Annotated in this window: 25 protein-coding genes and 1 pseudogene; 14 read left to right on the top strand and 12 right to left on the bottom strand. The window is 70.4% G+C overall.

Features of this window, described 5'->3' with window-relative positions; all coding sequences use genetic code 11:
- Positions 1 to 64 precede the first annotated feature (64 nt).
- The gene (locus BLT28_RS24370; RefSeq protein WP_030427580.1) at positions 65 to 1,204 is read left to right on the top strand and encodes a cystathionine gamma-synthase; all 1,140 of its coding nucleotides are present in this window, start codon (positions 65 to 67) and stop codon (positions 1,202 to 1,204) included.
- A gap of 58 nt (positions 1,205 to 1,262) precedes the next feature.
- Here the strand turns inward: BLT28_RS24370 and BLT28_RS24365 are convergent, their stop codons facing one another.
- Positions 1,263 to 1,526 (bottom strand): hypothetical protein, encoded by a 264-nt coding sequence (locus tag BLT28_RS24365; RefSeq protein WP_030427581.1) that lies wholly within the window; start codon positions 1,524 to 1,526, stop codon positions 1,263 to 1,265.
- Positions 1,527 to 1,692: 166 nt separating this feature from the next.
- On the opposite strand from BLT28_RS24365, the gene ilvA reads away from it, so the two are divergent.
- The 3 genes from ilvA (at position 1,693) to BLT28_RS24350 (ending at position 6,225) form a co-directional block, all read left to right on the top strand.
- Positions 1,693 to 2,904, top strand: coding sequence for a threonine ammonia-lyase (gene ilvA, locus BLT28_RS24360; RefSeq protein ID WP_030427582.1), 1,212 nt, complete (start codon positions 1,693 to 1,695; stop codon positions 2,902 to 2,904).
- 160 nt (positions 2,905 to 3,064) lie between these two features.
- A complete protein-coding gene (locus BLT28_RS24355; protein ID WP_052406911.1) occupies positions 3,065 to 5,098 on the top strand; it encodes an MMPL family transporter in 2,034 nt (677 codons plus the stop codon).
- Complete coding sequence (locus tag BLT28_RS24350; RefSeq protein ID WP_043810249.1) at positions 5,095 to 6,225, top strand: MFS transporter; 1,131 nt, start codon at positions 5,095 to 5,097, stop codon at positions 6,223 to 6,225. The genes BLT28_RS24355 and BLT28_RS24350 overlap by 4 nt, the downstream gene beginning before the upstream one ends.
- A 79-nt stretch (positions 6,226 to 6,304) precedes the next feature.
- Here BLT28_RS24350 and hppD read toward each other — a convergent pair whose 3' ends face one another.
- Positions 6,305 to 7,504 carry a 4-hydroxyphenylpyruvate dioxygenase gene (gene hppD, locus BLT28_RS24345; RefSeq protein ID WP_030427585.1) on the bottom strand — a complete coding sequence of 400 codons (1,200 nt, stop codon included), beginning with the start codon at positions 7,502 to 7,504 and terminating at the stop codon, positions 6,305 to 6,307.
- A 153-nt stretch (positions 7,505 to 7,657) separates the two neighbouring features.
- On the opposite strand from hppD, the gene BLT28_RS24340 reads away from it, so the two are divergent.
- On the top strand, positions 7,658 to 8,158 hold the full coding sequence (locus tag BLT28_RS24340) for an Lrp/AsnC family transcriptional regulator (RefSeq protein WP_030427586.1): 501 nt from the start codon (positions 7,658 to 7,660) through the stop codon (positions 8,156 to 8,158).
- 50 nt (positions 8,159 to 8,208) lie between these two features.
- Here BLT28_RS24340 and greA read toward each other — a convergent pair whose 3' ends face one another.
- Positions 8,209 to 8,706, bottom strand: coding sequence for a transcription elongation factor GreA (greA, locus tag BLT28_RS24335; protein WP_081900038.1), 498 nt, complete (start codon positions 8,704 to 8,706; stop codon positions 8,209 to 8,211).
- 179 nt (positions 8,707 to 8,885) lie between these two features.
- Positions 8,886 to 9,269, bottom strand: a complete 384-nt coding sequence (locus BLT28_RS24330) for a DUF4307 domain-containing protein (protein WP_043810250.1) — start codon at positions 9,267 to 9,269, stop codon at positions 8,886 to 8,888.
- A 213-nt stretch (positions 9,270 to 9,482) separates the two neighbouring features.
- On the opposite strand from BLT28_RS24330, the gene mca reads away from it, so the two are divergent.
- Positions 9,483 to 10,364 (top strand): mycothiol conjugate amidase Mca, encoded by an 882-nt coding sequence (mca, locus tag BLT28_RS24325; protein ID WP_030427589.1) that lies wholly within the window; start codon positions 9,483 to 9,485, stop codon positions 10,362 to 10,364.
- Positions 10,361 to 10,597, top strand: coding sequence for a hypothetical protein (locus BLT28_RS24320; RefSeq protein ID WP_156050538.1), 237 nt, complete (start codon positions 10,361 to 10,363; stop codon positions 10,595 to 10,597). The genes mca and BLT28_RS24320 overlap by 4 nt, the downstream gene beginning before the upstream one ends.
- A 31-nt stretch (positions 10,598 to 10,628) precedes the next feature.
- On the opposite strand, the pseudogene BLT28_RS24315 reads toward BLT28_RS24320, so the two are convergent.
- Positions 10,629 to 11,345 (bottom strand): annotated as a pseudogene (locus BLT28_RS24315) (metallophosphoesterase); the annotation flags it as partial.
- A gap of 105 nt (positions 11,346 to 11,450) precedes the next feature.
- On the opposite strand from BLT28_RS24315, the gene BLT28_RS24310 reads away from it, so the two are divergent.
- Entirely contained in the window at positions 11,451 to 13,457 is a 2,007-nt protein-coding gene (locus BLT28_RS24310; RefSeq protein WP_030427592.1) for a thioredoxin domain-containing protein, read from the top strand.
- Between the two features lie 111 nt (positions 13,458 to 13,568).
- Entirely contained in the window at positions 13,569 to 14,168 is a 600-nt protein-coding gene (locus BLT28_RS24305; protein ID WP_052406912.1) for a hypothetical protein, read from the top strand.
- 3 nt (positions 14,169 to 14,171) lie between these two features.
- Here the strand turns inward: BLT28_RS24305 and BLT28_RS24300 are convergent, their stop codons facing one another.
- Positions 14,172 to 14,507: a hypothetical protein gene (locus tag BLT28_RS24300; RefSeq protein WP_156050540.1), complete on the bottom strand. Its 336-nt coding sequence runs from the start codon at positions 14,505 to 14,507 to the stop codon at positions 14,172 to 14,174.
- Positions 14,508 to 14,565: 58 nt separating this feature from the next.
- Between BLT28_RS24300 and BLT28_RS40420 the strand changes: the two genes are divergently transcribed.
- Positions 14,566 to 15,246 carry a hypothetical protein gene (locus tag BLT28_RS40420; RefSeq protein WP_156050542.1) on the top strand — a complete coding sequence of 227 codons (681 nt, stop codon included), beginning with the start codon at positions 14,566 to 14,568 and terminating at the stop codon, positions 15,244 to 15,246.
- Here the strand turns inward: BLT28_RS40420 and trhA are convergent.
- Both trhA and BLT28_RS24285 read right to left on the bottom strand, forming a co-directional pair.
- Positions 15,213 to 15,887, bottom strand: coding sequence for a PAQR family membrane homeostasis protein TrhA (gene trhA / locus BLT28_RS24290; RefSeq protein ID WP_043810252.1), 675 nt, complete (start codon positions 15,885 to 15,887; stop codon positions 15,213 to 15,215). The two genes, BLT28_RS40420 and trhA, sit on opposite strands and share 34 nt — an antisense overlap.
- A 151-nt stretch (positions 15,888 to 16,038) precedes the next feature.
- A complete protein-coding gene (locus tag BLT28_RS24285; RefSeq protein ID WP_030427597.1) occupies positions 16,039 to 16,452 on the bottom strand; it encodes a CoA-binding protein in 414 nt (137 codons plus the stop codon).
- Between the two features lie 61 nt (positions 16,453 to 16,513).
- On the opposite strand from BLT28_RS24285, the gene BLT28_RS24280 reads away from it, so the two are divergent.
- The 4 genes from BLT28_RS24280 to BLT28_RS24265 all read left to right on the top strand — a co-directional run bounded on the left by BLT28_RS24280 (position 16,514) and on the right by BLT28_RS24265 (position 21,207).
- Positions 16,514 to 17,302, top strand: a complete 789-nt coding sequence (locus tag BLT28_RS24280; RefSeq protein WP_407638825.1) for an isoprenyl transferase — start codon at positions 16,514 to 16,516, stop codon at positions 17,300 to 17,302.
- Between the two features lie 24 nt (positions 17,303 to 17,326).
- Positions 17,327 to 18,562 (top strand): hypothetical protein, encoded by a 1,236-nt coding sequence (locus tag BLT28_RS24275; protein WP_030427599.1) that lies wholly within the window; start codon positions 17,327 to 17,329, stop codon positions 18,560 to 18,562.
- Positions 18,552 to 19,472 carry a PfkB family carbohydrate kinase gene (locus BLT28_RS24270; RefSeq protein WP_043810253.1) on the top strand — a complete coding sequence of 307 codons (921 nt, stop codon included), beginning with the start codon at positions 18,552 to 18,554 and terminating at the stop codon, positions 19,470 to 19,472. Before BLT28_RS24275 ends, BLT28_RS24270 begins: the two co-directional genes overlap by 11 nt.
- Positions 19,473 to 19,929: 457 nt before the next feature.
- On the top strand, positions 19,930 to 21,207 hold the full coding sequence (locus BLT28_RS24265) for a PhoH family protein (protein ID WP_407638824.1): 1,278 nt from the start codon (positions 19,930 to 19,932) through the stop codon (positions 21,205 to 21,207).
- A 69-nt stretch (positions 21,208 to 21,276) separates the two neighbouring features.
- On the opposite strand, the gene BLT28_RS24260 is transcribed toward BLT28_RS24265, so the two are convergent.
- The 4 genes from BLT28_RS24260 to BLT28_RS24245 are packed head-to-tail and all read right to left on the bottom strand — an operon-like array spanning position 21,277 to position 24,053.
- Positions 21,277 to 22,716 carry a GuaB1 family IMP dehydrogenase-related protein gene (locus BLT28_RS24260; protein WP_030427602.1) on the bottom strand — a complete coding sequence of 480 codons (1,440 nt, stop codon included), beginning with the start codon at positions 22,714 to 22,716 and terminating at the stop codon, positions 21,277 to 21,279.
- A 55-nt stretch (positions 22,717 to 22,771) separates the two neighbouring features.
- Entirely contained in the window at positions 22,772 to 23,071 is a 300-nt protein-coding gene (locus BLT28_RS24255) for a DUF4288 domain-containing protein (RefSeq protein ID WP_156050544.1), read from the bottom strand.
- Entirely contained in the window at positions 23,068 to 23,289 is a 222-nt protein-coding gene (locus BLT28_RS24250; protein ID WP_030427604.1) for a hypothetical protein, read from the bottom strand. Before BLT28_RS24250 ends, BLT28_RS24255 begins: the two co-directional genes overlap by 4 nt.
- Entirely contained in the window at positions 23,286 to 24,053 is a 768-nt protein-coding gene (locus BLT28_RS24245) for a DUF4097 family beta strand repeat-containing protein (RefSeq protein WP_156050546.1), read from the bottom strand. The genes BLT28_RS24250 and BLT28_RS24245 overlap by 4 nt, the downstream gene beginning before the upstream one ends.
- Between the last annotated feature and the right edge of the window lie 7 nt (positions 24,054 to 24,060).

Below are 24,060 nucleotides of genomic sequence, written 5' to 3'. Positions count from 1 at the left end.
CGCCGGGGGCCGGTGTGGCGTACATCGAGTTCGACAGGGGCGGAGGAGTGCGTAGGCTCGTCACATGAGTGACGGCTTCGCGACCAGGGCAATCCACGCCGGTCAGGAACCCGACCCGCACACCGGGTCGGTCATCGTGCCCATCCACGCCACCTCGACCTACGCCCAGGACGGCGTCGGCGGGCTGCGCGAGGGCTACGAGTACTCCAGGACCGGCAACCCGACGCGGACGGCGCTGGAGACCTGCCTGGCCTCGCTGGAGAGCGGTAAGCACGGCAGGGCGTTCGCCTCCGGCATGTCGGCCTCCGACGTGGCGCTGCGCTCGCTCTGCCGCCCCGGGGACCACATCGTCATCCCGAACGACGCCTACGGCGGCACCTTCCGGCTGGTCGACAAGGTCCTGTCGCACTGGGGCATCGAGCACACGCCGGTTCCACTGTCCGATGTGGACGCTGTGCGCGCGGCGATCCGGCCGGACACCAAGGTGATCTGGTGCGAGACGCCGACCAACCCGCTGCTGAACATCGCCGACATCGCCGCGCTCGCCCAGGTGGCGCACGGCGCGGGGGCGAAGCTGGTGGTGGACAACACCTTCGCCTCGCCGTACCTGCAGAACCCGTTGGAGCTGGGCGCCGACGTGGTGCTGCACTCCACGACCAAGTACGTCGGCGGCCACTCCGACGTCGTCGGTGGCGCGCTGGTGACCAACAGCGATGAGCTCGCCGAGCAGTTCGCCTTCCTGCAGAACGGCGGCGGTGCGGTGCCCGGACCGTTCGACGCGTGGCTGACGCTGCGCGGGCTGAAGACCCTGGCGCTGCGGATGGAGAAGCACAGCGACAACGCCGAGCGCGTCGTCGAGATGCTGACCAGGCACCCCGCGGTGACGAAGGTGTTCTACCCGGGCCTGCCGGAGCACCCCGGGCACGACGTCGCGCTCAAGCAGATGCGCCGCTTCGGCGGGATGATCTCGTTCACCGTCGCGGGCGGCGAGCAGGCCGCGCTGGACGTCTGCTCGCGCACCCGGCTGTTCACGCTGGCCGAGTCGCTCGGCGGGGTCGAGTCGCTGATCGAGCACCCCGGCCGGATGACCCACGCGAGCACCGCGGGCTCGCTGCTCCAGGTTCCCTCGGACCTGGTGCGGGTCTCGGTCGGCATCGAGGACGGCGAGGACCTGGTCGAGGACCTGCGTTCGGCGCTGGGCTGAGCGAAAGCACGAAGGGCGCCCACCGGCCGAGGTGGGCGCCCTTCGTCGTTCGCGTGCGTCAGGGGCGGATCTTGCCCGGCGTCTGCTTGCCCTCGGCCTGGTCGGCCCCCGGGTTCTTCGGCTGCTGCGGCCCGACCGGCAGGTCGCCGTGTTCGACGCAGCCGCCGACGAACTCCAGCACCGAGCCGCGCTGGACGATCTCACCCTGATCGGCGCACCCCGTCTGGACGACGGTGTAGACCGCCGTGAGCGTCAGCGCCCCGGCCGCGGCCAGTGCCGCGACGAGGGGAAGCGTCCCACCGCTGCGCGTCATGTGAGCCATTCGCTCGCTCCAGGGTCATCTCGGCCGCGATCGGCCTGCGGGGATCGGGTCCCTGTGGAATCCGGGCCACTGCGCGGCACGAAGCGCGCACCGGCCTCGTAGCAAAGGGTACCCGCCCGGTCGAGCCGTGTCCCGGACTGTCGATGACCTGGCAGGATCTCCCAGCATGGAGCTGGTCAGTCTCGACCGCGTCCAAGCGGCGCAGAAACTGCTCGCGGGCGTGGTCCGGCACACCCCGCTAGAGCTCTCCGGCGTGCTGGAGCGGCTGCACGGAACGCCGGTCTACCTCAAGTGCGAGAACCTGCAGCGCACCGGCTCGTTCAAGCTCCGGGGCGCTTACGTGCGCATCCACGGCCTCTCCGAGGAGCAGCGGGCGCGCGGGGTCGTCGCCGCGAGCGCGGGCAACCACGCGCAGGGCGTCGCGTTGGCCGCGTCGCTGCTCGGCTGCCAGGCGACCGTCTACATGCCGACCGGGGCGCCGCTGCCCAAGCTCGCGGCGACGCGGTCCTACGGGGCCGAGGTGCACCTGCACGGGGCGACCGTCGACGAGGCGCTGACCGAGGCGAAGCTGTTCGCGGAGAAGACCGGGGCGGAGTTCATCCACCCCTTCGACCACAACGACGTGATCGCCGGCCAGGGCACGATCGGGCTGGAGATCCTGGAACAGCTGCCCGACGTCCGCACCATCCTGGTCGGCTGCGGGGGCGGCGGACTGGTCGGCGGGGTCGCCGCGGCGGTGAAGGCGATCAAGCCGGACTGCCGGGTGATCGGCGTTCAGGCCGAGCAGGCCGCGACCTGGCCACCGTCCCTGGCCAACGGCTCCCCGCTGAAGCTGCCGGAGATGCACACCATCGCCGACGGGATCGCGGTCGGCATCCCCGGCGAGGTGACCTTCGCGCACGTGTCCGCGCTCGTCGACGACATCCTGACGGTCAGCGAGGAGTCGCTGTCGCGGGCGCTGCTGATGTGCCTGGAACGGCAGAAGCTCGTCGTGGAGCCAGCGGGCGCCGCGGCCATGGCGGCCGTGCTCGACCATCCTGGGCGGTTCCCGGGCCCGGTCGCGGTGGTCCTCTCCGGCGGCAACGTCGACCCGCTGTTGCTGTTGCACGTCATCCAGCACGGCCTCAACGCGGCGGGCAGGTACCTGTCGCTGCGGGTGCGCGTGCCCGACAAGCCCGGCTCGCTGGGCGCGCTGCTGACCAGGATCGGCGCGCTCGGTGCGAACGTGCTCGATGTCGAGCACACGCGGGTCTCCGGAGCGTTGGCCCTCGGCGAGGTCGTCGTCGCGCTGAACCTTGAGACACGGGGAGCCGAGCACTGCCAGCAGGTCGTGACCACACTGCGCCAGGTCGGCTACACCGTCTCCCGCCAACTCTGACGCTCGCGGGCTCACGCACTGAATGAGTCATTGGGGTAGGTGAACGCACCGAACGACTCATTCGGTGCGTCCACCGCACCAAACGCGTCGTTCGCGCTCGCCTCGGGGCGTTGAGCTGCGCCGATTGACATACATTCGCGCCTGTATGTAACTTCGCGGCATGTCGGGAACCCGTGCTCGCCTGATCGTGCTGCTGGCTGTCCTCGGTGTCGGGCTCGCCGCCTGGGTGGGCGCGGACGTGGCCGGGCACCTCTCCAACGGCGGCTATGTGGCGGCCTCCGCCGAGTCCGAGCGCGCCGAGCGGGTGCTGCGCGAGACGTTCGGCGTGGAGCGGCCCAACATGCTGCTCCACGTGACCGCTCCGGCCGACGAGTCCGCGGTCGTTCGAGCGGGGAGCGACCTCACTCGACGCCTCGCGGCCCTGCCCGGCGTGGTCTCGGCGCACTCGTACTGGAACACCGGGGACCCGCGCCTCAAGGCTCCTGGCGGCGGATCGGCGATCGTCGCGCTGCGCCTCGGCGGCGACGAGAACGCGGCCCAGCGCACCGCGCGGCAGGTCGTGCACGACTTCACCGGTCACCACGGTCCGCTGGTGATCGCGGCGACCGGTGAGGCTCCTGGCAACGCGGAGGCGCTCGACCAGGGTGATGCGGACCTGGTGACCGCTGAGCTGACCGCGGCGCCGGTGATCCTTCTGGTGCTGTTGCTGGTGTTCAGGACGCCGCTGGCCGCGTTGCTCCCGTTTGTGGTCGGGGCGGTCTCCGTGGTGTCCACGATGGGGGTGCTCCGGATCGTCGCCGAGTTCACCGCGGTCTCCACGTTCGCGTTGAACATCACCACGCTGCTCGGATTCGGTCTGGCGATCGACTACAGCCTGTTCGTCCTCGTCCGGCACCGCGAGGACGGCGACGTGCGCTCGGCCGCGCGCACGGTGCTGTTCTCGGCGGTCACCGTGGCGATCTCGGTGAGCGCGCTGCTGATCTTCCCGCTCTACTTCCTCAGTTCCCTTGCCATCGCCGCGATTCCCGTGGTCCTCATCGCGGGTGTGACGTCGGTGACCGTGCTCCCGGCACTGATCGTCCTTTGTGGACAGTGGATGGAGTGCGGTGACCTTTCCCGGTTCCTGCCGCGATCGACGAAAGGGCCGATCTGGGGCAGGCTCGCCGGGCTGATCATGCGACGGCCGGTGTCCTGGGCGGTTCCCGTGGTGCTGGGCCTGCTGCTCCTGGCGGCTCCGTTCGGCCACGCGAGGTTCGGCCTGACCGATGAGCGCATCCTTCCTCCGGAGAGCCCGGTTCGCACAACCGCGGTCGCCATTGAACGCGAGTTCGGCCGAGGGGCCTTCGATCCGTTGACGGCCGTGCTCATCGGAGTGCCGGACCCGGGGCCGTACACCGCGCTGGCCGGCGAACCAGGTGTGTCCACTGTGGACGCCGAGAAGCGAGGCGACGTGCACCGCGTCTCGATCGCGTTGTCCGTGCCGCCGTACTCCAACGAGGGAGAACGTTTGGCGCGCAAGCTTTCCGAAATGCATCCGGCGACGGGAGAAGTACTTCGCACCGGGCCGTCCGTCGCTTTCGCGCACACGAAGGATGTGCTCGCGGAGCGCATTCCTTACGCGCTCGCGCTCGTCTGCGTCGCGATGTTCTTGCTGCTGTTTCTGTTCACCGGTGGTGTGCTCGTCGCGGTGAAAGCATTGCTGTTCGGCGCATTGAGCCTCACCGCGAGTTTCGGTGCGATGGTCTTCATCTTCCAGGACGGCAACCTTGCCTGGCTCGTAGGTGATTTCACGGCCACGGGCTACTTGGACGTGACAGTCCCGGTGCTGATGTTCTGTGTCGCTTTTGGACTGTCCATGGACTACGAGGTCTTCCTGCTCGCCCGGATTCGTGAGGAGTACCTGGCCACAGGCGACAACGCCCGCGCGGTCGTGTCCGGGCTCGCCAAGACCGGGTCGGTGATCAGCTCCGCTGCGTTGCTCATCGGCGTGGTGCTGCTTGCGCTGGTGACCTCGGAGATGTCCGTGCTCAAGCTCCTCGGGCTCGGCCTGTTCCTCGCGGTCCTCGTCGACGCCGTGCTCGTCAGGGGAGTGCTCGTCCCCGCCTTCATGAAAATCGCGGGCCGCGCCAACTGGTGGGCTCCGCCCCTGCTTCGCCGGGTGCACGCCCGGCTCGGAATCAAGGAAAACCAGTGAAGAAATCGACAGCGGCCACGGTCGCGTCCGTCGCGATCGCGACCGACATGTTCGCCTACGGCGTCGCCATCCCCGTTCTGCCCCGCATTGCCGGAACATCACCCGCCCAGATCGGCGTCCTCTTCGCGGTCTACGCGGCCACCATGCTCATCGCGACGCCCCTGGTCGGTAGGGTCGTCGATCGGCACGGAACCAGAAAACCAATGCTGGTCGGCCTTTTCGGCCTCGCCGCCGCCACGCTCTTGTTCGCCTTTGCCCAGTCGTTCACCGGAATGCTCGTCGCGAGAGCCCTGCAAGGCGTGGCCGCCGCGGTCTCCTGGACGGCGGGCCTCGCGCTCATCGCCGCCACGCACGAGCCCGAAGTGCGCGGCAAGGTCATGGGAATCGCCTTGTCCTCCATGAGCATCGGCGTACTCATGGGACCGATCGTCGGCGGTCTGCTCGCCGACCTCTTCGGCACCAGCGCGCCCTTCCTGTGCGCGGCCGCTGTGGCCTTCGTGGACGGGCTCCTGCGGATTTTCCTCGTGCAGGACACGGAAACCGTGCGTGAGGACTCGCCGAAGGTCTGGCGTCATCCAGCGACACCCGCGCTGTTCGGCGTGACCGCGCTGGGGGCGGGGCTGATCGCCTTCCTGGAAGCGGTTCTCCCGCTGCGCGTCGTGCAGGGCTTCGGAGCGTCGCCGACCACGATCGGCGTGCTCTTCGCCATCGCCACACTGGTGTGCGCGCTCGCCGCGCCGATCGCCGGAAACCTGGCCGACCGCTTGCCGAGGATCGCGCTCGCGATCGGTGGCGCCGCACTCGCCGCGGTCGGCCTGCTCATCGTCGCCGTGGCCGGATCGATCTGGCTCACCGGCGTCGGGCTCACCGTGGTCGCTGCCGGCGGGCAGTTCGTCCTGGCGCCCACGCTGACCTTGATCGCCGAGCTGGCCGATGCCCAGTCACCGCCCGCTTACGGAGCGGCGTACGCGTTGTACAGCGTCGCGTACACGAACGGCCTGTTGGTCGCGCCTCTGCTCGCGGGAATCGGCGCCGACGTCATCGGCTTCACCGGCATCCTGCTGACCGCCGCGGTGCTCGCCGTGGCGCTGGCACTCGTCCTGCGCCCGGCGAGCCGACAGGGCTAGAAATCAGAGATTGTCTCGGCGGTGTCGATGGCGCCTCGGCGTTAGAGATTGTCTCGGCGGTGTCGATGGCGCCTCGCCGCTAGAGATTGCCTCGGCGCTCCTGCTCACGCTCAATAGCCTCGAACAACGCCTTGAAGTTGCCCTTGCCGAAGCCGAGCGAACCGTGCCGTTCGATCATCTCGTAGAACACGGTCGGCCGGTCACCGGTCGGCTTGGTGAAGATCTGCAGCAGGTAACCGTCCTCGTCCCGGTCCACCAGGATCTTGCGGCTCTTCAGCTCCTCGATCGGCACGCGGACCTCGCCGATGCGGGCGCGCAGCTCCGGGTCGTCGTAGTAGGAGTCCGGGGTGTCCAGGAACTCCACGCCCGCCGCCCGCATGGCGTCCACGGTGGACAGGATGTCGTTGGTGGCGAGCGCGATGTGCTGGCAGCCGGGGCCGCCGTAGAACTCCAGGTACTCGTCGATCTGCGACTTGCGCTGCGCCACCGCGGGCTCGTTCAGCGGGAACTTGACCCGGTGGTTGCCGTTGGCGACGACCTTGCTCATCAGCGCGGAGTAGTCGGTGGCGATGTCGTCGCCGATGAACTCCGCCATGTTCACGAAGCCCATGACGCGGTTGTAGAACTCGACCCAGTAGTCCATCTTGCCGAGCTCCACGTTGCCGACGCAGTGGTCGACCGCCTGGAACAGCCGCTTGGGCGCGCCCTCGGGCTTGCGGTAGGCACCCGCCTTGGCCACGTAGCCGGGGAGGTAGGGGCCGGTGTAGCGGGAGCGGTCGATCAGGGTGTGCCGGGTCTCGCCGTAGGCCGCGATGGCCGCGATGCGCACGGTCCCGTGCTCGTCGGAGACGTCGTGCGGCTCGTCGAGGACGGTGGCGCCCTGGGACCGCGCGTGCTCGACGCAACGGTCCACGTCGCCGACCTCCAGCGCGAGGTCCACCACGCCGTCGCCGTGCGCGCGGTGGTGGTCCAGCAGCGGGCTCTCCGGGGACACGCCGCCGTTGATCACGAAGCGGGCCGAGCCGGACTTGAGCACGTAGGACTTGTGGTCGCGGTTGCCGGTCTCCGGGCCCGAGTACGCGACCTGTTCCATGCCGAAGGCGAACTGGTAGAAGAGCGCGGTCTGGGTGGCGTTGCCCACCACGAAGACCACCGCGTCCATCGCCTTGACCGGGAACGGGTCGCTGGAGGAGTCGTAGTCCACCAGCCCGACCAGCTGGCGCAGCTGGTCGAAGCTCACGTCGTCCATGGGCTTGCCCTGGTCGAGAGTCTCGGTCATGGCCCCTCCTCGGTCGTCGGTGGTCAGTCGGTGCGTCGAGGATGGGTGTCCCAGGACACTGTGAGCAACAGTCGCTCGATTCACTGTGCAGAATGCTCAGTATCTTCGGGGAAACAGCCGTCAGATCGAGCAGCCTGCCCAGGAGGAGCCGCCATGACCGAGGGTGCTCAGGACGACCCGCTCGACGCGCTCGACGCGCTGGACGCGCGCCTGTTGCTGCTGCTCACCGACGAGCCCCGGCTGGGCGTGCTGGAGTGCTCGCGGCGGCTCGGGGTGGCGCGGGGGACCGTGCAGGCGCGGCTGGACCGGCTGGTGCGGCGGGGCGTGCTCGGCGGCTTCCCGCCCGCGCTGGACCTGGCCGCGATGGGCTACGGGCTGACCGCCTTCGCCATCCTGGAGATCGCCCAGGGCCGCAGGCAGGAGGTCGCCGAGCGGCTCTCCGCCATCGACGAGGTCTGCGAGGTGCACGCCACCACCGGCCAGGGCGACCTGCTGGTGCGCATGGTGGCGCGCAACAACGACGACCTGCAGCGGGTCATCGACGAGGTGGTCGGCGCAGACGGGGTGCAGCGCACCTCCACCTCGATCGCGCTGTCCACGCCGATCCCGCCGAGGGTGCGGCCGTTGCTGGAACGGCTGCTCACCGACTCCTGACACGCAAAAGACCCGGCCGCCCGCGGCGACCGGGTCTCGCGTCAGCGCCGTCAGCCGGTGTAGGGCTTCACGGAGGTCAGGGTGACCGATGCCTTGTTGCCGTTGGGCAGCTCGTACTCCCGGGTTTCGCCCTTCTTGGCGCCCAGGAGGGCCTTGCCCAGGGGCGAGTTCGGCGAGTAGGTCTCCAGCCCGCCGTGCGAACCCTCCTCGCGGGCGCCCAGCAGGAAGGTCTCGGTCTCGTCGTCGCCCTCGTAGCGCACGGTCAGCACCATGCCGGGCTGCACGACCCCGGAGTCGCTCGGTGCCTCGCCCACCTTGGCACTGCGCAGCAGCTCCTGGAGCTGGCGGATCCGCGCCTCCAGCTGGCCCTGCTCCTCGCGGGCCGCGTGGTAGCCGCCGTTCTCCTTGAGGTCGCCCTCTTCCCGGCGAGCGTTGATCTCCGCGGCGATCACCGGGCGCCTGGCGATGTGCTCGTCAAGCTCCTGCTTGAGCCTGTCGTGCGCGTCTTGGGTCAGCCAAGTCACCGGGGTCTCGGTCACGGTTACCACTCCTCGTCTCCTCCCGGGCCCCACGGATGTGGGGCCGGCAGCATTCGCGCCCTAAGGCTTGTGGGCACGAACGGAAAAACACGGCCTCGCGAAAGAGGCCGTGCCATCGACCGAGGGTAGCACGGTGGGGCCTGCCGACGCCCGTCTTTTCCGGGCTGCCGGGTGCTCGTTATCCCAGTTCACCCACTTGGCCGTGGGGTAGGTGCCAGATACTCCGGGACCTGGTATGAGCAGCCGAAAACCTCACCGGTAACGGGTCGTTTCGAAGTGCGGATAACCGTTGTTCGCAAAGAAAGATCGCGCGAGGGCGGCACGAAGACCTCTTTCCGGCCGACCTCGTCGCCGTCGGCCGAACGGGCCCGCACGACGCAGGCCGCCGCCCGATCCGGCTCGTCCCGGATCACCTGAAAGTCGATCTTGACGTGGGCGTCGTCGAGCACCAGGAAGGCGGTCCGCTCGGTGCTGATCGGCTGGGTGCCGAGGTTCAGGAAGCCGATGACCGTCGCGGCCACGCCGAGTGACAGGAAGAACACCAGGAGTGAGACCTGGGCCCAGCGGGGCATCCGGCTGTCCCGGTCCTTGCCGTACCGCCCCGGCGGAAGTGCCTGATCACTCACCTCGGACCTGCCTCCCCGCGCCAAGATTGTCGGTCCCATTAGGAACAATGGGCGTGGTCGTCGGAGTTGAGTATCCCAGGGCAGACGGACACAGGGGGGCCGACCTCTCGGTGCCGCCCTGTCCGGACGAGGTGTGAGCAGGAGGGACCACAGCTACCTATGGCTGAGAAGCTGCGTCTGATGACGGTGCACGCGCACCCGGACGACGAATCGAGCAAGGGCGCGGCCACGACGGCGCGCTACGTCGCCGAGGGGCACGAGGTGATGGTGGTCACCTGCACCGGTGGCGAGCGGGGCAGCATCCTCAACCCCGCGATGGAGAGCCCCGAGGTCGAGGCCAACATGGGCGAGGTGCGCAGGAAGGAGATGGCCCGCGCCGCCGAGATCCTCGGCGTCCAGCACCGCTGGCTGGGCTTCATCGACTCCGGGTTCCCCGAGGGCGACCCGCTGCCGCCGTTGCCGGAGGACTGCTTCGCGCTGGTCCCGCTGGAGGTCTCCACCGAGGCGCTGGTCCGCGTGGTCCGGGAGTTCCGGCCGCACGTGATGATCACCTACGACGAGAACGGCGGGTACCCGCACCCGGACCACATCCGCTGCCACGAGGTCTCCGTCGCCGCCTTCGACGCGGCGGGCGACCCGGACCGCTTCCCCGACGCGGGAGCACCCTGGCAGCCGCTGAAGCTGTACTACTCGCACGGGTTCTCCCGGGCGAAGATGACCAAGTTCCACGAGGCGCTGCTGGCCAGGGACGGCGAGTCGCCCTACGGGGAGTGGCTGGAGCGCTGGGCCTCGGACAAGCCCGACGTGATGGAGCGGGTCACCACCCAGGTCGAGTGCGGCGACTACTTCCAGCAGCGGGACGACGCGCTGATCGCCCACGCCACCCAGATCGACCCGACCAGCCGCTGGTTCGCCATGCCGCGCGACCTGGAGCGCGAGCTGTGGCCGACCGAGGAGTACGAGCTGGCCAGGTCGCTGGTGGACACCACGCTGCCCGAGGACGACCTCTTCTCCGGGGTGCATGAGAAGGTCAGTGCGTGACTGGTTACGAGGCAACGGTGGCTCTGGTCGTCCAGCAGCCACCGCAACCGGACGACCCGGGCGGCCGCGGTGAGGACTTCGGCAAGGCCGCGCCGGTCGGCCTGCTCCTGCTGATCCTGTTCTTCGTCGCGGTCGCCTTCCTGGCGCGGTCGATGAACAAGCACCTGCGCAAGGTCCCGGCGACGTTCGACAAGCCCGCCGCGCCCGCGGGCGAGGACAAGCAGGACAGCTGAGTCAGAACAGGGCGCCGTACACCGCGTGCCGATACCAGACGCGACGCGCGGCGATGTCGACGATCTCCTGTTCGGGGTAGCGGAACGCGGTGAGCCTGCCGCCGAAGACACACCCGGTGTCCAGGCACATCGCGTTGTTGACCCACTTCGCCTCGGCGACCGGGGTGTGGCCGTAGAGCACGGTGGCCGCACCCCGGTACTTCTCCGCCCAGGGCAGGCGCACCGGCAGCCCGTTGGCGTCGGTCTCGCCGGTGGTGTCCCCGTACAGCGCGAAGGCCTTGGCCCGGCCGGACTCCACTCCGTGCAGCCGCTCCGGCAGGCCCGCATGCGCGATCACCAGCCCGCCGTCGTCGAGCACCAGGTGCACCGGCAGGTCGAGCAGGAACTCCAGCACCCGCTCCCGGAACCCCTCGGACTGCTTGGCCAGCTGGTCGAGCGACTCGGCCAGCCCGTGCCGCGCCGAGACCTTGTCGCCGCGCAGCGCGCGAGCCAGCTTCAGGTCGTGGTTGCCGCACACCACCAGCGCGTTGCCGGAGTCGACCATGCCCATCGCCAGGCGCAGCACGCCCGGGGTGTCCGGTCCGCGGTCCACCAGGTCACCCACGAAGACCGCCTTGCGGCCGTCGCGGTGCGCGGCGTCCACGGGGCGCCCCTTCGCGTCGCGGACCAGCTCGTAGCGCAGTGCGTCCAGCAAGGCCAGCAGCTCCTCCTGGCAGCCGTGCACGTCGCCGATCACATCGAAGGGGCCGCGCTCTTCCGGCCGGACGATCCTGGAGGACTGGGTCATGGTCGCTACTGTGCCAAAACGGGTATCACCAGAGATCCGACCCGGCCCAGCAGCGAAGGGACGCCGATGCCGAACCGGCTCGCCGAATCCACCAGTCCGTACCTGTTGCAGCACGCCGACAACCCCGTGGACTGGTGGCCCTGGGGCGAGGAGGCCTTCGCCGAGGCGCGGCGCCGCGACGTGCCGGTGCTGCTGTCCGTCGGATACGCGGCCTGCCACTGGTGCCACGTGATGGCGCATGAGTCCTTCGAGGACGAGGCCACCGCCGAGCTGATGAACGCGAACTTCGTGAACGTCAAGGTCGACCGCGAGGAGCGACCGGACGTCGACGCGGTCTACATGGAGGCGACGCAGGCCATGACCGGCCACGGCGGCTGGCCGATGACCTGCTTCCTGACCCCGGAGGGCGAGCCCTTCCACTGCGGCACCTACTACCCGCCCGCACCGCGCCAGGGCATGCCTTCCTTCGCGCAGCTCCTGCAGGCGGTGGGCGAGGCGTGGCGCGAACGCGGTGACGAGGTCCGCGAGGCGGCCGCGCGGATCGTCGCCCAGCTCACCGAGCAGGCATCCCCGCTTCCCGTGTCCACTGTGGACGATTCGGTGCTCGCCGGCGCGGTGTCGCGGCTGATGACCGACTTCGACGCGAACAACGGTGGTTTCGGCGGCGCGCCGAAGTTCCCGCCGTCGATGGTGCTGGAGTTCCTGCTGCGCCACCACGAGCGCACAGGCTCCGTCGAGGCGCTGACCATGGTGGAGGACACCTACGAGGCGATGGCCCGCGGCGGCATGTACGACCAGCTCGCCGGGGGTTTCGCGCGCTACAGCGTCGACGCGTCGTGGGTGGTGCCGCACTTCGAGAAGATGTTGTACGACAACGCTTTGCTGTTGCGCGGCTATGCGCACCTGGCCAGGCGGACGGGTTCTGCCCTCGCGCGCAGGGTCGCGACGGAGACCGCTGAGTTCCTGATCGGCGAGATGCTGACGGACGAGGGCGCTTTCGCCGCGTCGCTGGACGCGGACACCGAAGGCGTCGAAGGGCTCACGTACGCGTGGACGCCCGCTCAGCTGACCGACGTGCTCGGCGAAGAGGATGGCGCGTGGGCCGCGCACCTGCTCGAGGTCACTGAGGGCGGGACTTTCGAGCACGGCATGTCCACGCTCCAGCTGTGCTCGGACCCCGACGACGCCGAGCGGTGGGAGCGCGTCCGCGCCCAGTTGCTCGGCGCTCGCAAGGGGCGTCCGCAGCCTGCGCGCGACGACAAGGTGGTGACGGCGTGGAACGGCATGGCCATTGCGGCGCTGGCCGACGCGGGAGCCGCACTCGACCGTCCACAGTGGATTGAGGCGGCCACGTCGGCGGCGGATTTCCTGCTGAGCACGAACCGCTTGTCCGGGCGGCTGTTGCGGAGTTCCCGAGGAGGCGTCGCGGGGACCGCGGCCGGCGTGCTCGAGGACTACGGATGCCTGGCGGAGGGCTTGCTCGCGTTGTACCAGGCGACCACGGAGCCGAAGTGGATCGACCTCGCGCAGCAGTTGCTCGACACGGCGCTCGACAGGTTCGGTGATCCGAACGCCGTCGGTGTCTTCTACGACACGGCCGACGACGCGGAGAAGCTCGTGCGCCGCCCCTCGGACGTCTCGGACAACGCCAGCCCGTGCGGCAGTTCGTCTCTGGCAGGTGCGCTGCTGACGGCTTCCGCGCTGGTCGGAGCCGAGCGTGCCGCCCGCTACCGGGACGCCGCGGAGCACGCGATTTCGCGCGCGGGGTTGCTCGCCGCTCGTGCGCCGCGGTTCGCGGGGTGGTGGCTCGCGGTGGCGGAGGCGCGGGAGCGCGGACCGATCCAGGTCGCGATCGTCGGCGCGGCGGGCGACGAGCGACGTCAGGAGCTGGCGCGCGCGGCGTTGAGCGCGCTGCCGGGCGGTGCCCTGCTGCTCGTGGGCGAGCCGGACGAAGGTCCGCTGTTGGCGAACAGGCCGCTCGTGGACGGCGGCCCCGCGGCCTACGTGTGCCGCGGCTACGTCTGCGACAGGCCGGTGACCAGCGTCGATGAGGTCCTGAGCGCTCTGTCCTAGTGTCGTTCGGAACGCCCCCGGGTTCGCCCGGGGGCGTTTTTCGTGCTCGGGAACAGTCGCATCCGCTGTTACGTTCGTAGAGGTGTAATCATGTAATCAAAGGAGGCTGACATGCACGGACGATTCGTGCTGACCGCGCGGGACCGGCGAGGGTGGGGTGGCGGCGGCGGTCGCGGCCGGGGAGGTTGGCAACAGGCCGATCTGCCCTCGGCAGAGGACGCCGCGGGGTGGTTCGCCGGGCGGCTGCCCGACGGCTGGTTCACCGGCGCGCCCGAGGTGACCGTGGACCGCGAGGAGATCGTCGTGGTGGGCGAGCTGCCCGCGCTCGACGGCGACCAGCCGGACGAGGCCGGGCGCGCCGCGGCGGAGGCGGGCCGGATCGCCCGGTTCCGCGAGCAGACCCGCGAGGAGCGGATCGAGATCGCCCGCCAGGCCGAGCACCGCTACGGGCGCAAGGTGGCGTGGGGCGCGCGGCTCGGCGGTACCGAGGAGCTGTTCACCACGCTGTCGGTTCCGGTGATGACGCGGCTGCGCCAGCCGGAGCGCCTGGTGCTGGACACGCTGGTGGACGCGGGTGTCGCACGGTCGCGCTCCGAGGCGCTGGCGTGGGCGGTCCGGCTGGTCGGCGAGCACGCGGAGAGCTGGCTCGGTGAGCTGCGCGAAGCGATGTCCAAGGTGGACGAGCTGCGCGCCAAGGGGCCCGAACTCTAGGTCTCAGCGGCGGTAGCCGGGCACGCCGGGGACGCGACGCACGCCGTCGTTGTCGTCGACCCAGCTCGCCCGGGTGCTCAGGAAGGACAGGTCCATGCTGCCGCGATCGGCCGCCTCCAGCAGGTTCGTCCCCTCGGCTTCGCTGAGCGGGGCGAACCAGCTGTTCAGGTCGTCGTCACCGCCTGCCCAGTTGACGTGCTCCAAGAAGCGGTAGAACCAGTACGAGCCGCACGCGGTGCACCGCATGACGGCTTCGAGATCATGCGTCGACTGGTCCAGGACACGCAGCCGCTCCAATGCGGGAGCAGAGCAACAATCCAGGTAGCGGCGGGCTTTCACGCCTGCGCACCCTACGGGCGGGCGGACGCCACGTGCGCCGCCAGTACCATCCGGCCGCGTGGCGGATCAGTTGATCGCGCGTCCGGCTGCACCTGGAGGACCGTTGCCGCCGGGGTTGAAGCCGCCCGGCCAGCTCGAACAACGGGGCGAGTTGGAGATCGCCCGCGAGCCCTACACCGGCACCCTCTGCGAGCACACGATCGTCCTCGCCGACCGGAACCGCGTCGTCGTCCAGGTGAGGCGGCCGAAGCGGGGTTCGACGAACCTGTGCGCTCTGGCCGAGGTCGTTTCCGGCCACGCCGTTTCGGTGCTCGAACGGGACGAGGGGATACCGCGCCGCGCGGTGCCGTTCCCGCCGAACTCGCTCGCCACGCTGAACGCCTGCGGGCTGCTCGACGCCGAGGCGCTCAAGCGGGTTCCCGGCGTCGATCCGAACCGCCCGGACACCGCCTTCGGCGACTGGGAACGCCGGTGGTGCACGCCCACCGCCGGAGTGTCGGTGATCTTCGATCGGGCAGCGCCGCGAGGCGTACTACAAACAGGAAGAAGACGAGGACGAGGACACCTGCGCGGTCCGCGTGCCGCATCGCGCGTACGCGAAGCGCATCGAGCTGGTGAGCATCCGCGTCAGCGGCGACCAGCCGCTCGACCAGCGCTGCGCGACCGCCGTCGACCTGGCCGCGGCGGCCACCGCGAAGCTGCCGCCTACGGGTACATGACGAACCAGATCGCCACGTAGTGGCAGATCGCGGCGAGCACGGTCGCGGCGTGGAAGAACTCGTGGTGCCCGAAGGTCTTCGGCCACGGGTTCGGCCACGAAGTCGCGTAGAGCACGCCGCCGATCGTGTAGAACGCGCCGCCGACCAGCAGCAGCACCAGCGCGGTGACGCCGCCGGTGGTCAGGATGTCCGGCAGCACGAACACCGCCACCCAGCCCAGCGCGATGTAGATCGGCGTGCCCAGCCAGCGCGGCGCTGTCGGCCACGCCAGCTTCAGCGCCACACCGGCGACGGCGCCGCCCCAGACCACCGCGAGCACGGTCGTCCCGGTCGCCGGTGGCATCGCCAGCAGGGAGAACGGCGTGTAGGTGCCCGCGATGAACACGAAGATCATCGAGTGGTCCAGCCGCTTCATCCACACCCGCGCCTGGCTGGTCAGCCAGTCCCGCCGGTGGTAGAGCGCGCTGATCCCGAACAGGCCGAGCACGGTCACCGCGTACACCGAGGTGCCGAAGGCGGCCTTCGCGCCGACGGTGGACGCGGCGAGCGCGATCAGCGTGGCACCGGTGGCGAACGAGATCCAGAAGGACCAGAAGTGGATCCAGCCCCGCATCCGCGGCTTCTCGAAGTCCGGTTCCACCGTGGTGGCAAGGGATTCCATGGTCACACCCCCAAGGTTACGGCACCGTAGGTTACGTGCAAGTAACCTGGGTCGATCTCACATTCCTGGTCCCCTGCCGCGGCGGCCTTACGCACTGAATGACTCATTCAGGCGGAAAACGCACCAAACGCGGCATTCGCGGACCACGGTGTCACGGTAGGCGCGCGTGCTCCACCTTGAGACAGCGGTTGGCGACGACCGACAGGCCCGCGTCTCGCGCCCTCGCTTCGGCATTGGCGTTGGTGATGCCCAGCTGGAGCCAGACAGCCTTGGCGCGGACGGCGATCGCCGACTCCACCACGGGCGGCACGTCCTCCGGGCGGCGGAAGACGTCCACGACGTCGATCGGCTCGGGGATGTCTTCGAGCGCGGCGTAGACGGGGTTGCCGAACAGCTCACCCGACAGCTTCGGGTTGACCGCGAACACCCGGAAACCCGCGCGCTGGAGGTAGGTCGCCACGCCGTGGCTCGGCCGGTCGGGGCGGTCGCTCGCGCCCACCACCGCGATCGTCCGCATGGACCGCAGGACCTGCTCCATCATCGTTGACTCTCCGTGTCCGCTCATGCGTCGAGTGTGGCCGGTTCGGGCGCGTCCTACACCGGGCGTACCCTTTTCAGACGTGGGTGTGCGCGAAACGCGGTTGTGGAAACGGGCCCGGGACATCGTCTACAAGGGCTACGAATGGCGGCTCAGCCGGGCCATCGTCGGCCAGCAGCACCCTCGGCACGTCGGCGTCATGCTCGACGGGAACCGCCGCTGGGCCCGCGAGGCCGGGCTGGAGGACGTCAACGACGGCCACCGCGCGGGCGCCGACCGGATCGCACACCTGCTGAACTGGTGCCAGGACGCCGGGGTCGAGGTCGCGACGCTCTGGTTACTGTCCACCGACAACCTCAACCGCGAGGAGTCCGAGCTCAAGCCGCTGCTGGAGATCATCGCGGGGGTGGTCGAGGAGCTGGCCGCGCCGGAGACGCCGTGGCAGGTGCGCATCGTCGGCGCGTTGGACAAGCTGCCGGAGGACTTCGCCCACCGCATCTCCGCGGCCTCCGTGCGCACCAAGAACCGCACCGGCATGCAGGTCAACATCGCCGTCGGCTACGGCGGGCGGCAGGAGATCGCCGACGCCGTGCGCAAGCTGCTGCTCAAGCACGCCGAAGAGGGCACCAGCATCGAGGAGCTGGCCGAGGTCCTCGACGTCGACCACATCGCCGAGCACCTCTACACCTCCGGCCAGCCCGATCCCGACCTGGTCATCCGCACCTCCGGCGAACAGCGCCTGTCCGGCTTCCTGCTCTGGCAGTCGGCCCACTCGGAGTTCTGGTTCTGCGACGCGTACTGGCCGGACTTCCGCCGCGTCGACTTCCTCCGCGCGCTCCGCGAGTTCGGCGCGCGGCACCGCCGTTTCGGGAACTAGCACGGGCTCGTAGGCTCCCCCTCCGTGGAGGGAACCCAGCTCGTTCGCGAGTACCTGCTGCTCGGCCTGCGGTTCGACCGGCTCGTCGAGGGCTTCGTCGACGCCTACACGGGCGATCCCGCGTTGCGCAGGCAGGTCGAGAACGAGCCCGCGCCGGATCCGTCGGCTCTGGCCGCCCGCGCCAGGGACCTGCGCGGCGAGCTGGCTGGGATCGACCTCGCGCCCGAGCGCGTCCGCTTCCTCGACGCCCACCTGGTCGCACTGGAGTGCTCAGGCCGCAAGCTCGCCGGTCAGGACGTCGGCTTCGTCGACGAGGTCGAGGCCTACTTCCAGGTCCGGATCTCCCGCGGCGAGGAGGACGGCTACCGCGAGGCGCACCGGGAGCTGGACCGGCTGCTGCCCGGTGACGGCTCGCTCCGCGAACGCCTCAGCGCCTTCCGCAAGCGCGACGAGGTGCCCGCGGAGAAGCTGGAGTCGTGCGTGCACGCGCTCTCCAGCGTGCTGCGGGACAAGGCGCGCACTGTCTTCGGGCTGCCGGAGCAGGAGACCGTCCAGTACGAAGTGGTCACCGACAAGCCGTGGAGCGGGTTCAACTACTACCTCGGCGACTACCGTTCGAAGGTCGCGATCAACGCCGACCTCGGGCACCGGATGGCGAACCTGCCGCACCTGATCGCGCACGAGTCCTACCCGGGCCATCACACCGAGCACTGCCGCAAGGAGGCCGGGCTCGTCGGCGAGCACGGCCAGACCGAGCAGACGATCTTCCTGGTGAACACCCCGCAGTGCCTGATGGCGGAGGGACTGGCCGACCTGGGCCTGCACGCGCTCGTCGGCGCGGGCTGGGGACCGTGGACCCAGGAGATCCTCGGCGACTTCGGCCTGCGGATGGAGGGTGAGCAGGTCGAGCGGATGGAGGGCGCGGTCGGCGCTCTGCTGTCCGTGCGGCAGGACGCGGCGCTGATGCTGCACCACCACGGTGCCGATCCGGACGAGGTCTCGGCGTTCCTCCAGCGCTGGCTGCTGGTCAGCGAGGCGCGGGCCAAGCAGATGCTGCGCTTCCTGTCCGACCCGCTGTGGCGCGCGTACACGACGACCTATGTAGAGGGCTACCGGCTGCTGCGCGCGTGGCTGGACGCCCGCCCCGGCGGCCAGCCCCTCGCGGAGCGCTATCGCAGGCTGCTCGACGAGCCGTTGGTGCCGATGACCGTGCGCGAAGAGCTCGCCGCGGCCGTTCCGGTGGTCGCGCATGGCGGCTGATCGGGCCGGAGCGGTGCTGTGCGTCGGCCTGGCGACGGTCGACGTGGTGCACCGCGTCCCGGTCTTCCCGGCGGCGAACACCAAGCTCACCGCGACCCGGCAGGACGTGGCCGCGGGCGGGCCCGCGACGAACGCGGCCGTCACCGCCGCGGCCCTGGGATCGCGGGTCACGCTCCTGACCGCTCTCGGCTCGCATCCGCTGGCGCACTCCGTCCGGGACGAGCTGACGGAGTTCCGGATCAGCGTCCGCGACGCCACGCCCGACCGCATCGAGGCGCCCGGGGTCTCCGCGATCTCGGTGCACGAGGGCACCGGCGAGCGCAGTGTCGTGTCCGCCGACGCCCGCGGCGTCGACCCGTGCCCGCCCGCCGAGCTGACGCAGCTGGTGTCGGCGGCGGACGTGCTGCTGATCGACGGGCACCACCCCCGGCTCGCGCTGGCGGCGGCCCAGACCGCGGCCCGGCTCGGCGTCGTCGTGGTCTTCGACGCCGGTCGCTACAAGCCGCACCACGAGCAGCTGTTGGACTGGGTGGACGTCGCGGTGTGCTCCGGTGATTACCGGTTACCGAATTGTGAGCAGGAAGAACGGACAATTCGGGCGCTCGGCGAACGGGTGGCCGTTGGGGCGATGACCCGGGGACATGATCCGATCGTGTGGTGGCGCGACGACCTCCGCGGTGAGGTTCCGGTGCCGGTCGTATCGGTTCAGGACACGCTGGGTGCCGGTGACGTGTTCCACGGCGCCTTCGCCCACGCGGTGGCCGCCGGCGGCTGGGACGGCGGGAAAGTTGCTGATCACCTGGCGTTTGCCACCCGCGTCGCCGGGCTCCGGGTGCAGCACGCGGGACCGCGGAGTTGGCTGGAGAAGTTACCCGCTGTAGTCGATTCGGGTCCGTCGCAGGCGCTCTGAGCAGGGCCTCTCGCGGGCGGCGTCCGCCGTGTAAGCGGTACGTAGCGTTGCGATGACGATCTAGCGAATCACCTGTGTGGCTCTCTGCGTGGGGTCGGTGTTCGGGGGTAACTTCCGATGTGGTAGGTCGTGTCCGAAACGGCCTGCCCCGGGAGGCCCTGGTCTTGGTTGTCTACTGCGTGACGGTCACTCCGTCCACACGACACCCGAGGGGGCCGGCGCCCGGCCCTCGCGAACGCGGGGTGTGAAGCCGGATCCACCGGTTTCACGCACCACGGGAGCACCAGGGGCGGATGCCCGGCCCACCGAGGTAAGCGGACGCGGACGCCGCGTTCGTGAGGGAGTTGCCGTGACAGCACGACGTTCCCAGGCGCAGGCGAACAGCAGTTCCTCCAACACTTCCAGGACCACACCGAAGCAGGACGAGGGCGAAGGCTCCGTCCCCCAGCGCACCTACGTGATCGACACTTCGGTGCTCCTGTCCGACCCCTGGGCGATAACCCGGTTTGCCGAGCACGCCGTGGTGCTGCCGCTCGTCGTGGTCGGGGAGTTGGAGGGGAAGCGACACCACCCCGAACTGGGCTGGTTCGCGAGAGAGGCGTTGCGCCTGCTCGACGAACTGCGGTTGCGGCACGGCCGGCTGGACACCCCGGTGCCGGTCGGCGAGCAGGGCGGAGTCCTGCACGTCGAGCTCAACCACTCCGATCCCTCGGTGCTGCCGCCGGGGTTCCGGACGGACTCCAACGACGCCAGGATCCTCGCGTGCGCGCTGAACCTGGCGGCGGAGGGCCTCGCCGTCACGCTGGTCACCAAGGACATGCCGTTGCGGGTCAAGGCGGGTGCGGTCGGCCTGGACGCCGACGAGTACCGCGCGCAGGACGTGACGCCGTCCGGCTGGACCGGCATGGCCGACCTGGAGGTGGACTCGGCGACCATCGACGCGCTCTTCAAGGAGAGCGTGATCGACCACGACGACGTCCGGGACCTGCCGTGCCACACCGGCCTGCGGCTGCTCGCGGGTTCGGCCAGCGCGCTGGCCAGGGTGACCCCCGAGAAGCGCGTGCGGCTGGTGCGCGGGGACCGGGAGGCGTTCGGGCTGCACGGCCGGTCGGCGGAGCAGCGGATCGCGCTGGACCTCTTGCTGGACCCGGACATCGGCATCGTCTCGCTCGGCGGGCGGGCCGGAACCGGCAAGTCGGCGCTGGCGCTGTGCGCGGGCCTGGAGGCGGTGATGGAGCGCCGGCAGCACCGCAAGGTCGTGGTGTTCCGGCCCGTCTACGCGGTCGGCGGCCAGGAGCTGGGGTACCTGCCCGGCTCGGAGGCCGAGAAGATGCAGCCGTGGGCGCAGGCGGTCTTCGACACGCTCGGCGCCTTGGCGGGCAAGGACGTCATCGACGAGGTCATGGACCGCGGGATGCTCGAAGTGCTGCCCCTGACCCACATCCGCGGACGGTCGCTGCACGACTCGTTCGTGATCGTGGACGAGGCGCAGTCCTTGGAGCGCAACGTGTTGCTGACGGTGCTGTCCCGGCTCGGCGCGGGGTCACGGGTGGTGCTCACCCACGACGTCGCCCAGCGCGACAACCTCAGGGTCGGCCGCTACGACGGCATCGCGGCGGTGATCGAGAAGCTGAAGGGGCATCCGCTCTTCGCGCACGTCACGCTGACCCGCTCGGAGCGCTCGCCGATCGCGGCCCTGGTCACCGACCTCCTGGAAGGTGACATCATCTCCTGACGCGGCAACGGAAGCGGCCCCCGCCATGCCCGGCGGGGGCCGCTTCCCGTTGGGTGGGCCGGTCCTCGGTCACCAGCCGGAGGGGAGCGGGCGTCCTTCGGCGAAGCCCGCGGCGGACTGCATGCCGAGCACGGCGCGCTCGTGGAACTCCTCCAAGGTGTGCGCGCCCGCGTAGGTGCAGGCCGAGCGCACGCCGGAGCAGATCGAGTCGAGCAGGTCCTCGACGCTGGGCCGGTGCGGGTCCAGCCGCATCCGCGAGGTGGAGATGCCCTCCTCGAACAACGCCTTGCGCGCTCGGTCGAAGGCGTTGTCGCTGCGGGTCCGGGCGCTGACGGCCCGCTTGGACGCCATGCCGAAGGACTCCTTGTACGCCCGGCCCGCCTCGTCGCGCAGCAGGTCGCCGGGGGACTCGTAGGTGCCGGCGAACCAGGAGCCGACCATCACCGACGCGGCTCCGGCGGCCAGCGCCAACGCCACGTCGCGCGGGTGCCGGACACCGCCGTCGGCCCACACGTGCCTGCCGAGCCGCCGCGCCTGCGCCGAGCACTCCGCGACCGCGGAGAACTGCGGGCGGCCGACTCCGGTCATCATCCGCGTCGTGCACATGGCACCCGGACCGACGCCGACCTTGATCACGTCAGCGCCCGCGTCGACGAGATCGCGCACGCCCTCCGCCGTGACCACGTTGCCCGCCACCACCGGCACGTCCGGGGCGACGGCGCGCACGGCCTTCAGCGCGCTGATCATCTTCTCCTGGTGGCCGTGCGCGGTGTCCACGATCAGCGCGTCGACGCCCGCCTCCAGCAGCTCGCGGGCCTTCGCGGCGACATCGCCGTTGACCCCGACGGCCGCGGCGACGCGCAGCCTCCCGAGACCGTCCAGCGCGGGCCGGTAGATCTCGGCTCGCAGCGCGCCCACGCTCGTCAGGGCGCCCGCCAGCCTGCCGTCGCCGTCCACGGCCAGCGCGAGCTGGCCGGAGCGGCCGTGCAGCGCCTCGAAGACCTCGCGCGGTGCGGTCTCCAGCGGCAACGTGACCAGTTCGGAGTCGGCGACCTCGCCGAGCCGGGTGAAGCGGTCCACCCCGGTGCAGGACTCCTCGGTGACGATCCCGACCGGGCGGTGCGCGTCGTCGACCACGACCACCGCGTGGTGGGCGCGCTTGGGCAGCAGGTTCACCGCGTCGGCGACCGCGTCGTGCGGGTGCAGCACCAGGGGCGTGTCCCAGACCGGGTGGCGGGCCTTGACCCACCCGACGATCTCGGCGACCGCCTCCGGGGCGACGTCCTGCGGCAGCACCACCAGCCCGCCGCGGCGGGCCACCGTCTCGGCCATCCTGCGGCCCGCGACGGCGGTCATGTTGGCCACCACGATGGGGATCGTGGCACCTGTGCCGTCCACAGTGGACAGATCGACGTCGAACCTGGACTCGACACCGGAGCGCCCCGGCACGAGGAAGACGTCGTCGTAGGTCAGGTCGTAGCGGGGCTCATGCCCGTCGAGGAAGCGCACGAACAGGTGAGCGTACCCGCGTGACCGGCTCCCCGCCGCCGGTGCGAGGAAGCTCCTATGCCGCGTGCGACGGCACCGACGGCACCACGTACCGCGGCCGGTCGGCGGGCGCCGAGCCGAGCTCCCGCACGTCGAGCACGCGCAGCAGGGACCAGAAGACCGGGCCGTGCGGGCCGCGGGTGACGGTGCCCATGGCCTTGCCGTGCAGCTCCGCCTTGTCGTAGGCCTCCTCCGGCGAGGCGGCGTTGAGCAGCAGGTCCATCCGTTCGTACTCGGGCCGGTGGTGCGCCCGGTCGGCGGAGGAGACCAGGACGACGATCGCGCGGTAGCTCGTGGTGCCGCTCATCAGGCTCATGTCGTCCCCCTGATCGCCGTGACGCGCTCGGACAAGATGGTGCCAGTCACCCCGGTTCCGGGGCCGTGCAGGTCAGCGTGGAGGACCGAGCCGGTCTCGATCACCTCGACCGGTGGCCGGTCGGGCTCGCCGTCCGCGGCGGGCGCGCCGAGGAGTCCGGAGCCGGCGAGCACCGCGCCGAGGACCGCGAGCGGGGCGAGCACACCGAGGCGGATCATCCGTGCCCCCTCGACAGGGAGATGTCGCCCGCCCCGGCGGCCACCCGGACGGAGCGCTCGCTCGCCGCGTCGCTGTCCACGCCGGAGTGCAGTTCGCCCTTCTCGGGGCGCACGTCGAGGCGGTAGCGCTCCTGCCCGGCGGGCAGCTCGACCCGCACGTCGCCGCGCGCCACCTGGAAGTCGACCTTGGTCGGCGGCGCGGAGAAGCCGGCCCAGACATCGCCGTGCTCCGCGTTCACCTCGGCCTGCGCACCGCTGAGCGCGCTCAACGAGACGTCCCCGTCCCGCGCGGCGATCTTGAGCGCGCCCGCGGCCCGGTTGACCCGCACGTCACCGCGGTCCACCTTCAGGTCCAGCCCGCCCTCGACGTTGTCCACGTGGGCGTCGCCGGTCGCCACGGTCACCACCAGGTTCACCTTCGGCGGTACCTTGAGGACGTAGCGGTTGTCGCAGATGCCCCGCGCGGACTCCGGGCAGCCGTCGTCCAGCCACAGGTCGGAGTTCTCCAGCAGGAGCCGGTTCACCCGGTCGGGCGCCCCGCCCGTCCGGTGCCGGGTGACTTCGAGGGATCGTTCGGTGCCGCGTTCGATGGAGATGTCGCCCCGGTCGAGGACGTGCACGCGCAGGTCCTGGCCGGGGAACTGGAAGGTGGTCGTGGCGGCGGGTTCCGCGCCGTTCTTCTGCGGCCGCGTATCGCACGCGACCAGCGCGAGCGCTCCCAGCGCCACCGCGATCGCGGTCATCGCCCCCCTGCTGCGTGCCACGTGATCC

The sequence above is a fragment of the Allokutzneria albata genome (assembly GCF_900103775.1).
GTDB classification, from domain to species: domain Bacteria; phylum Actinomycetota; class Actinomycetes; order Mycobacteriales; family Pseudonocardiaceae; genus Allokutzneria; species Allokutzneria albata.
Note: the sequence above shows the minus strand (reverse complement) of the source record. Positions and strands in the feature narration are given on the sequence as shown.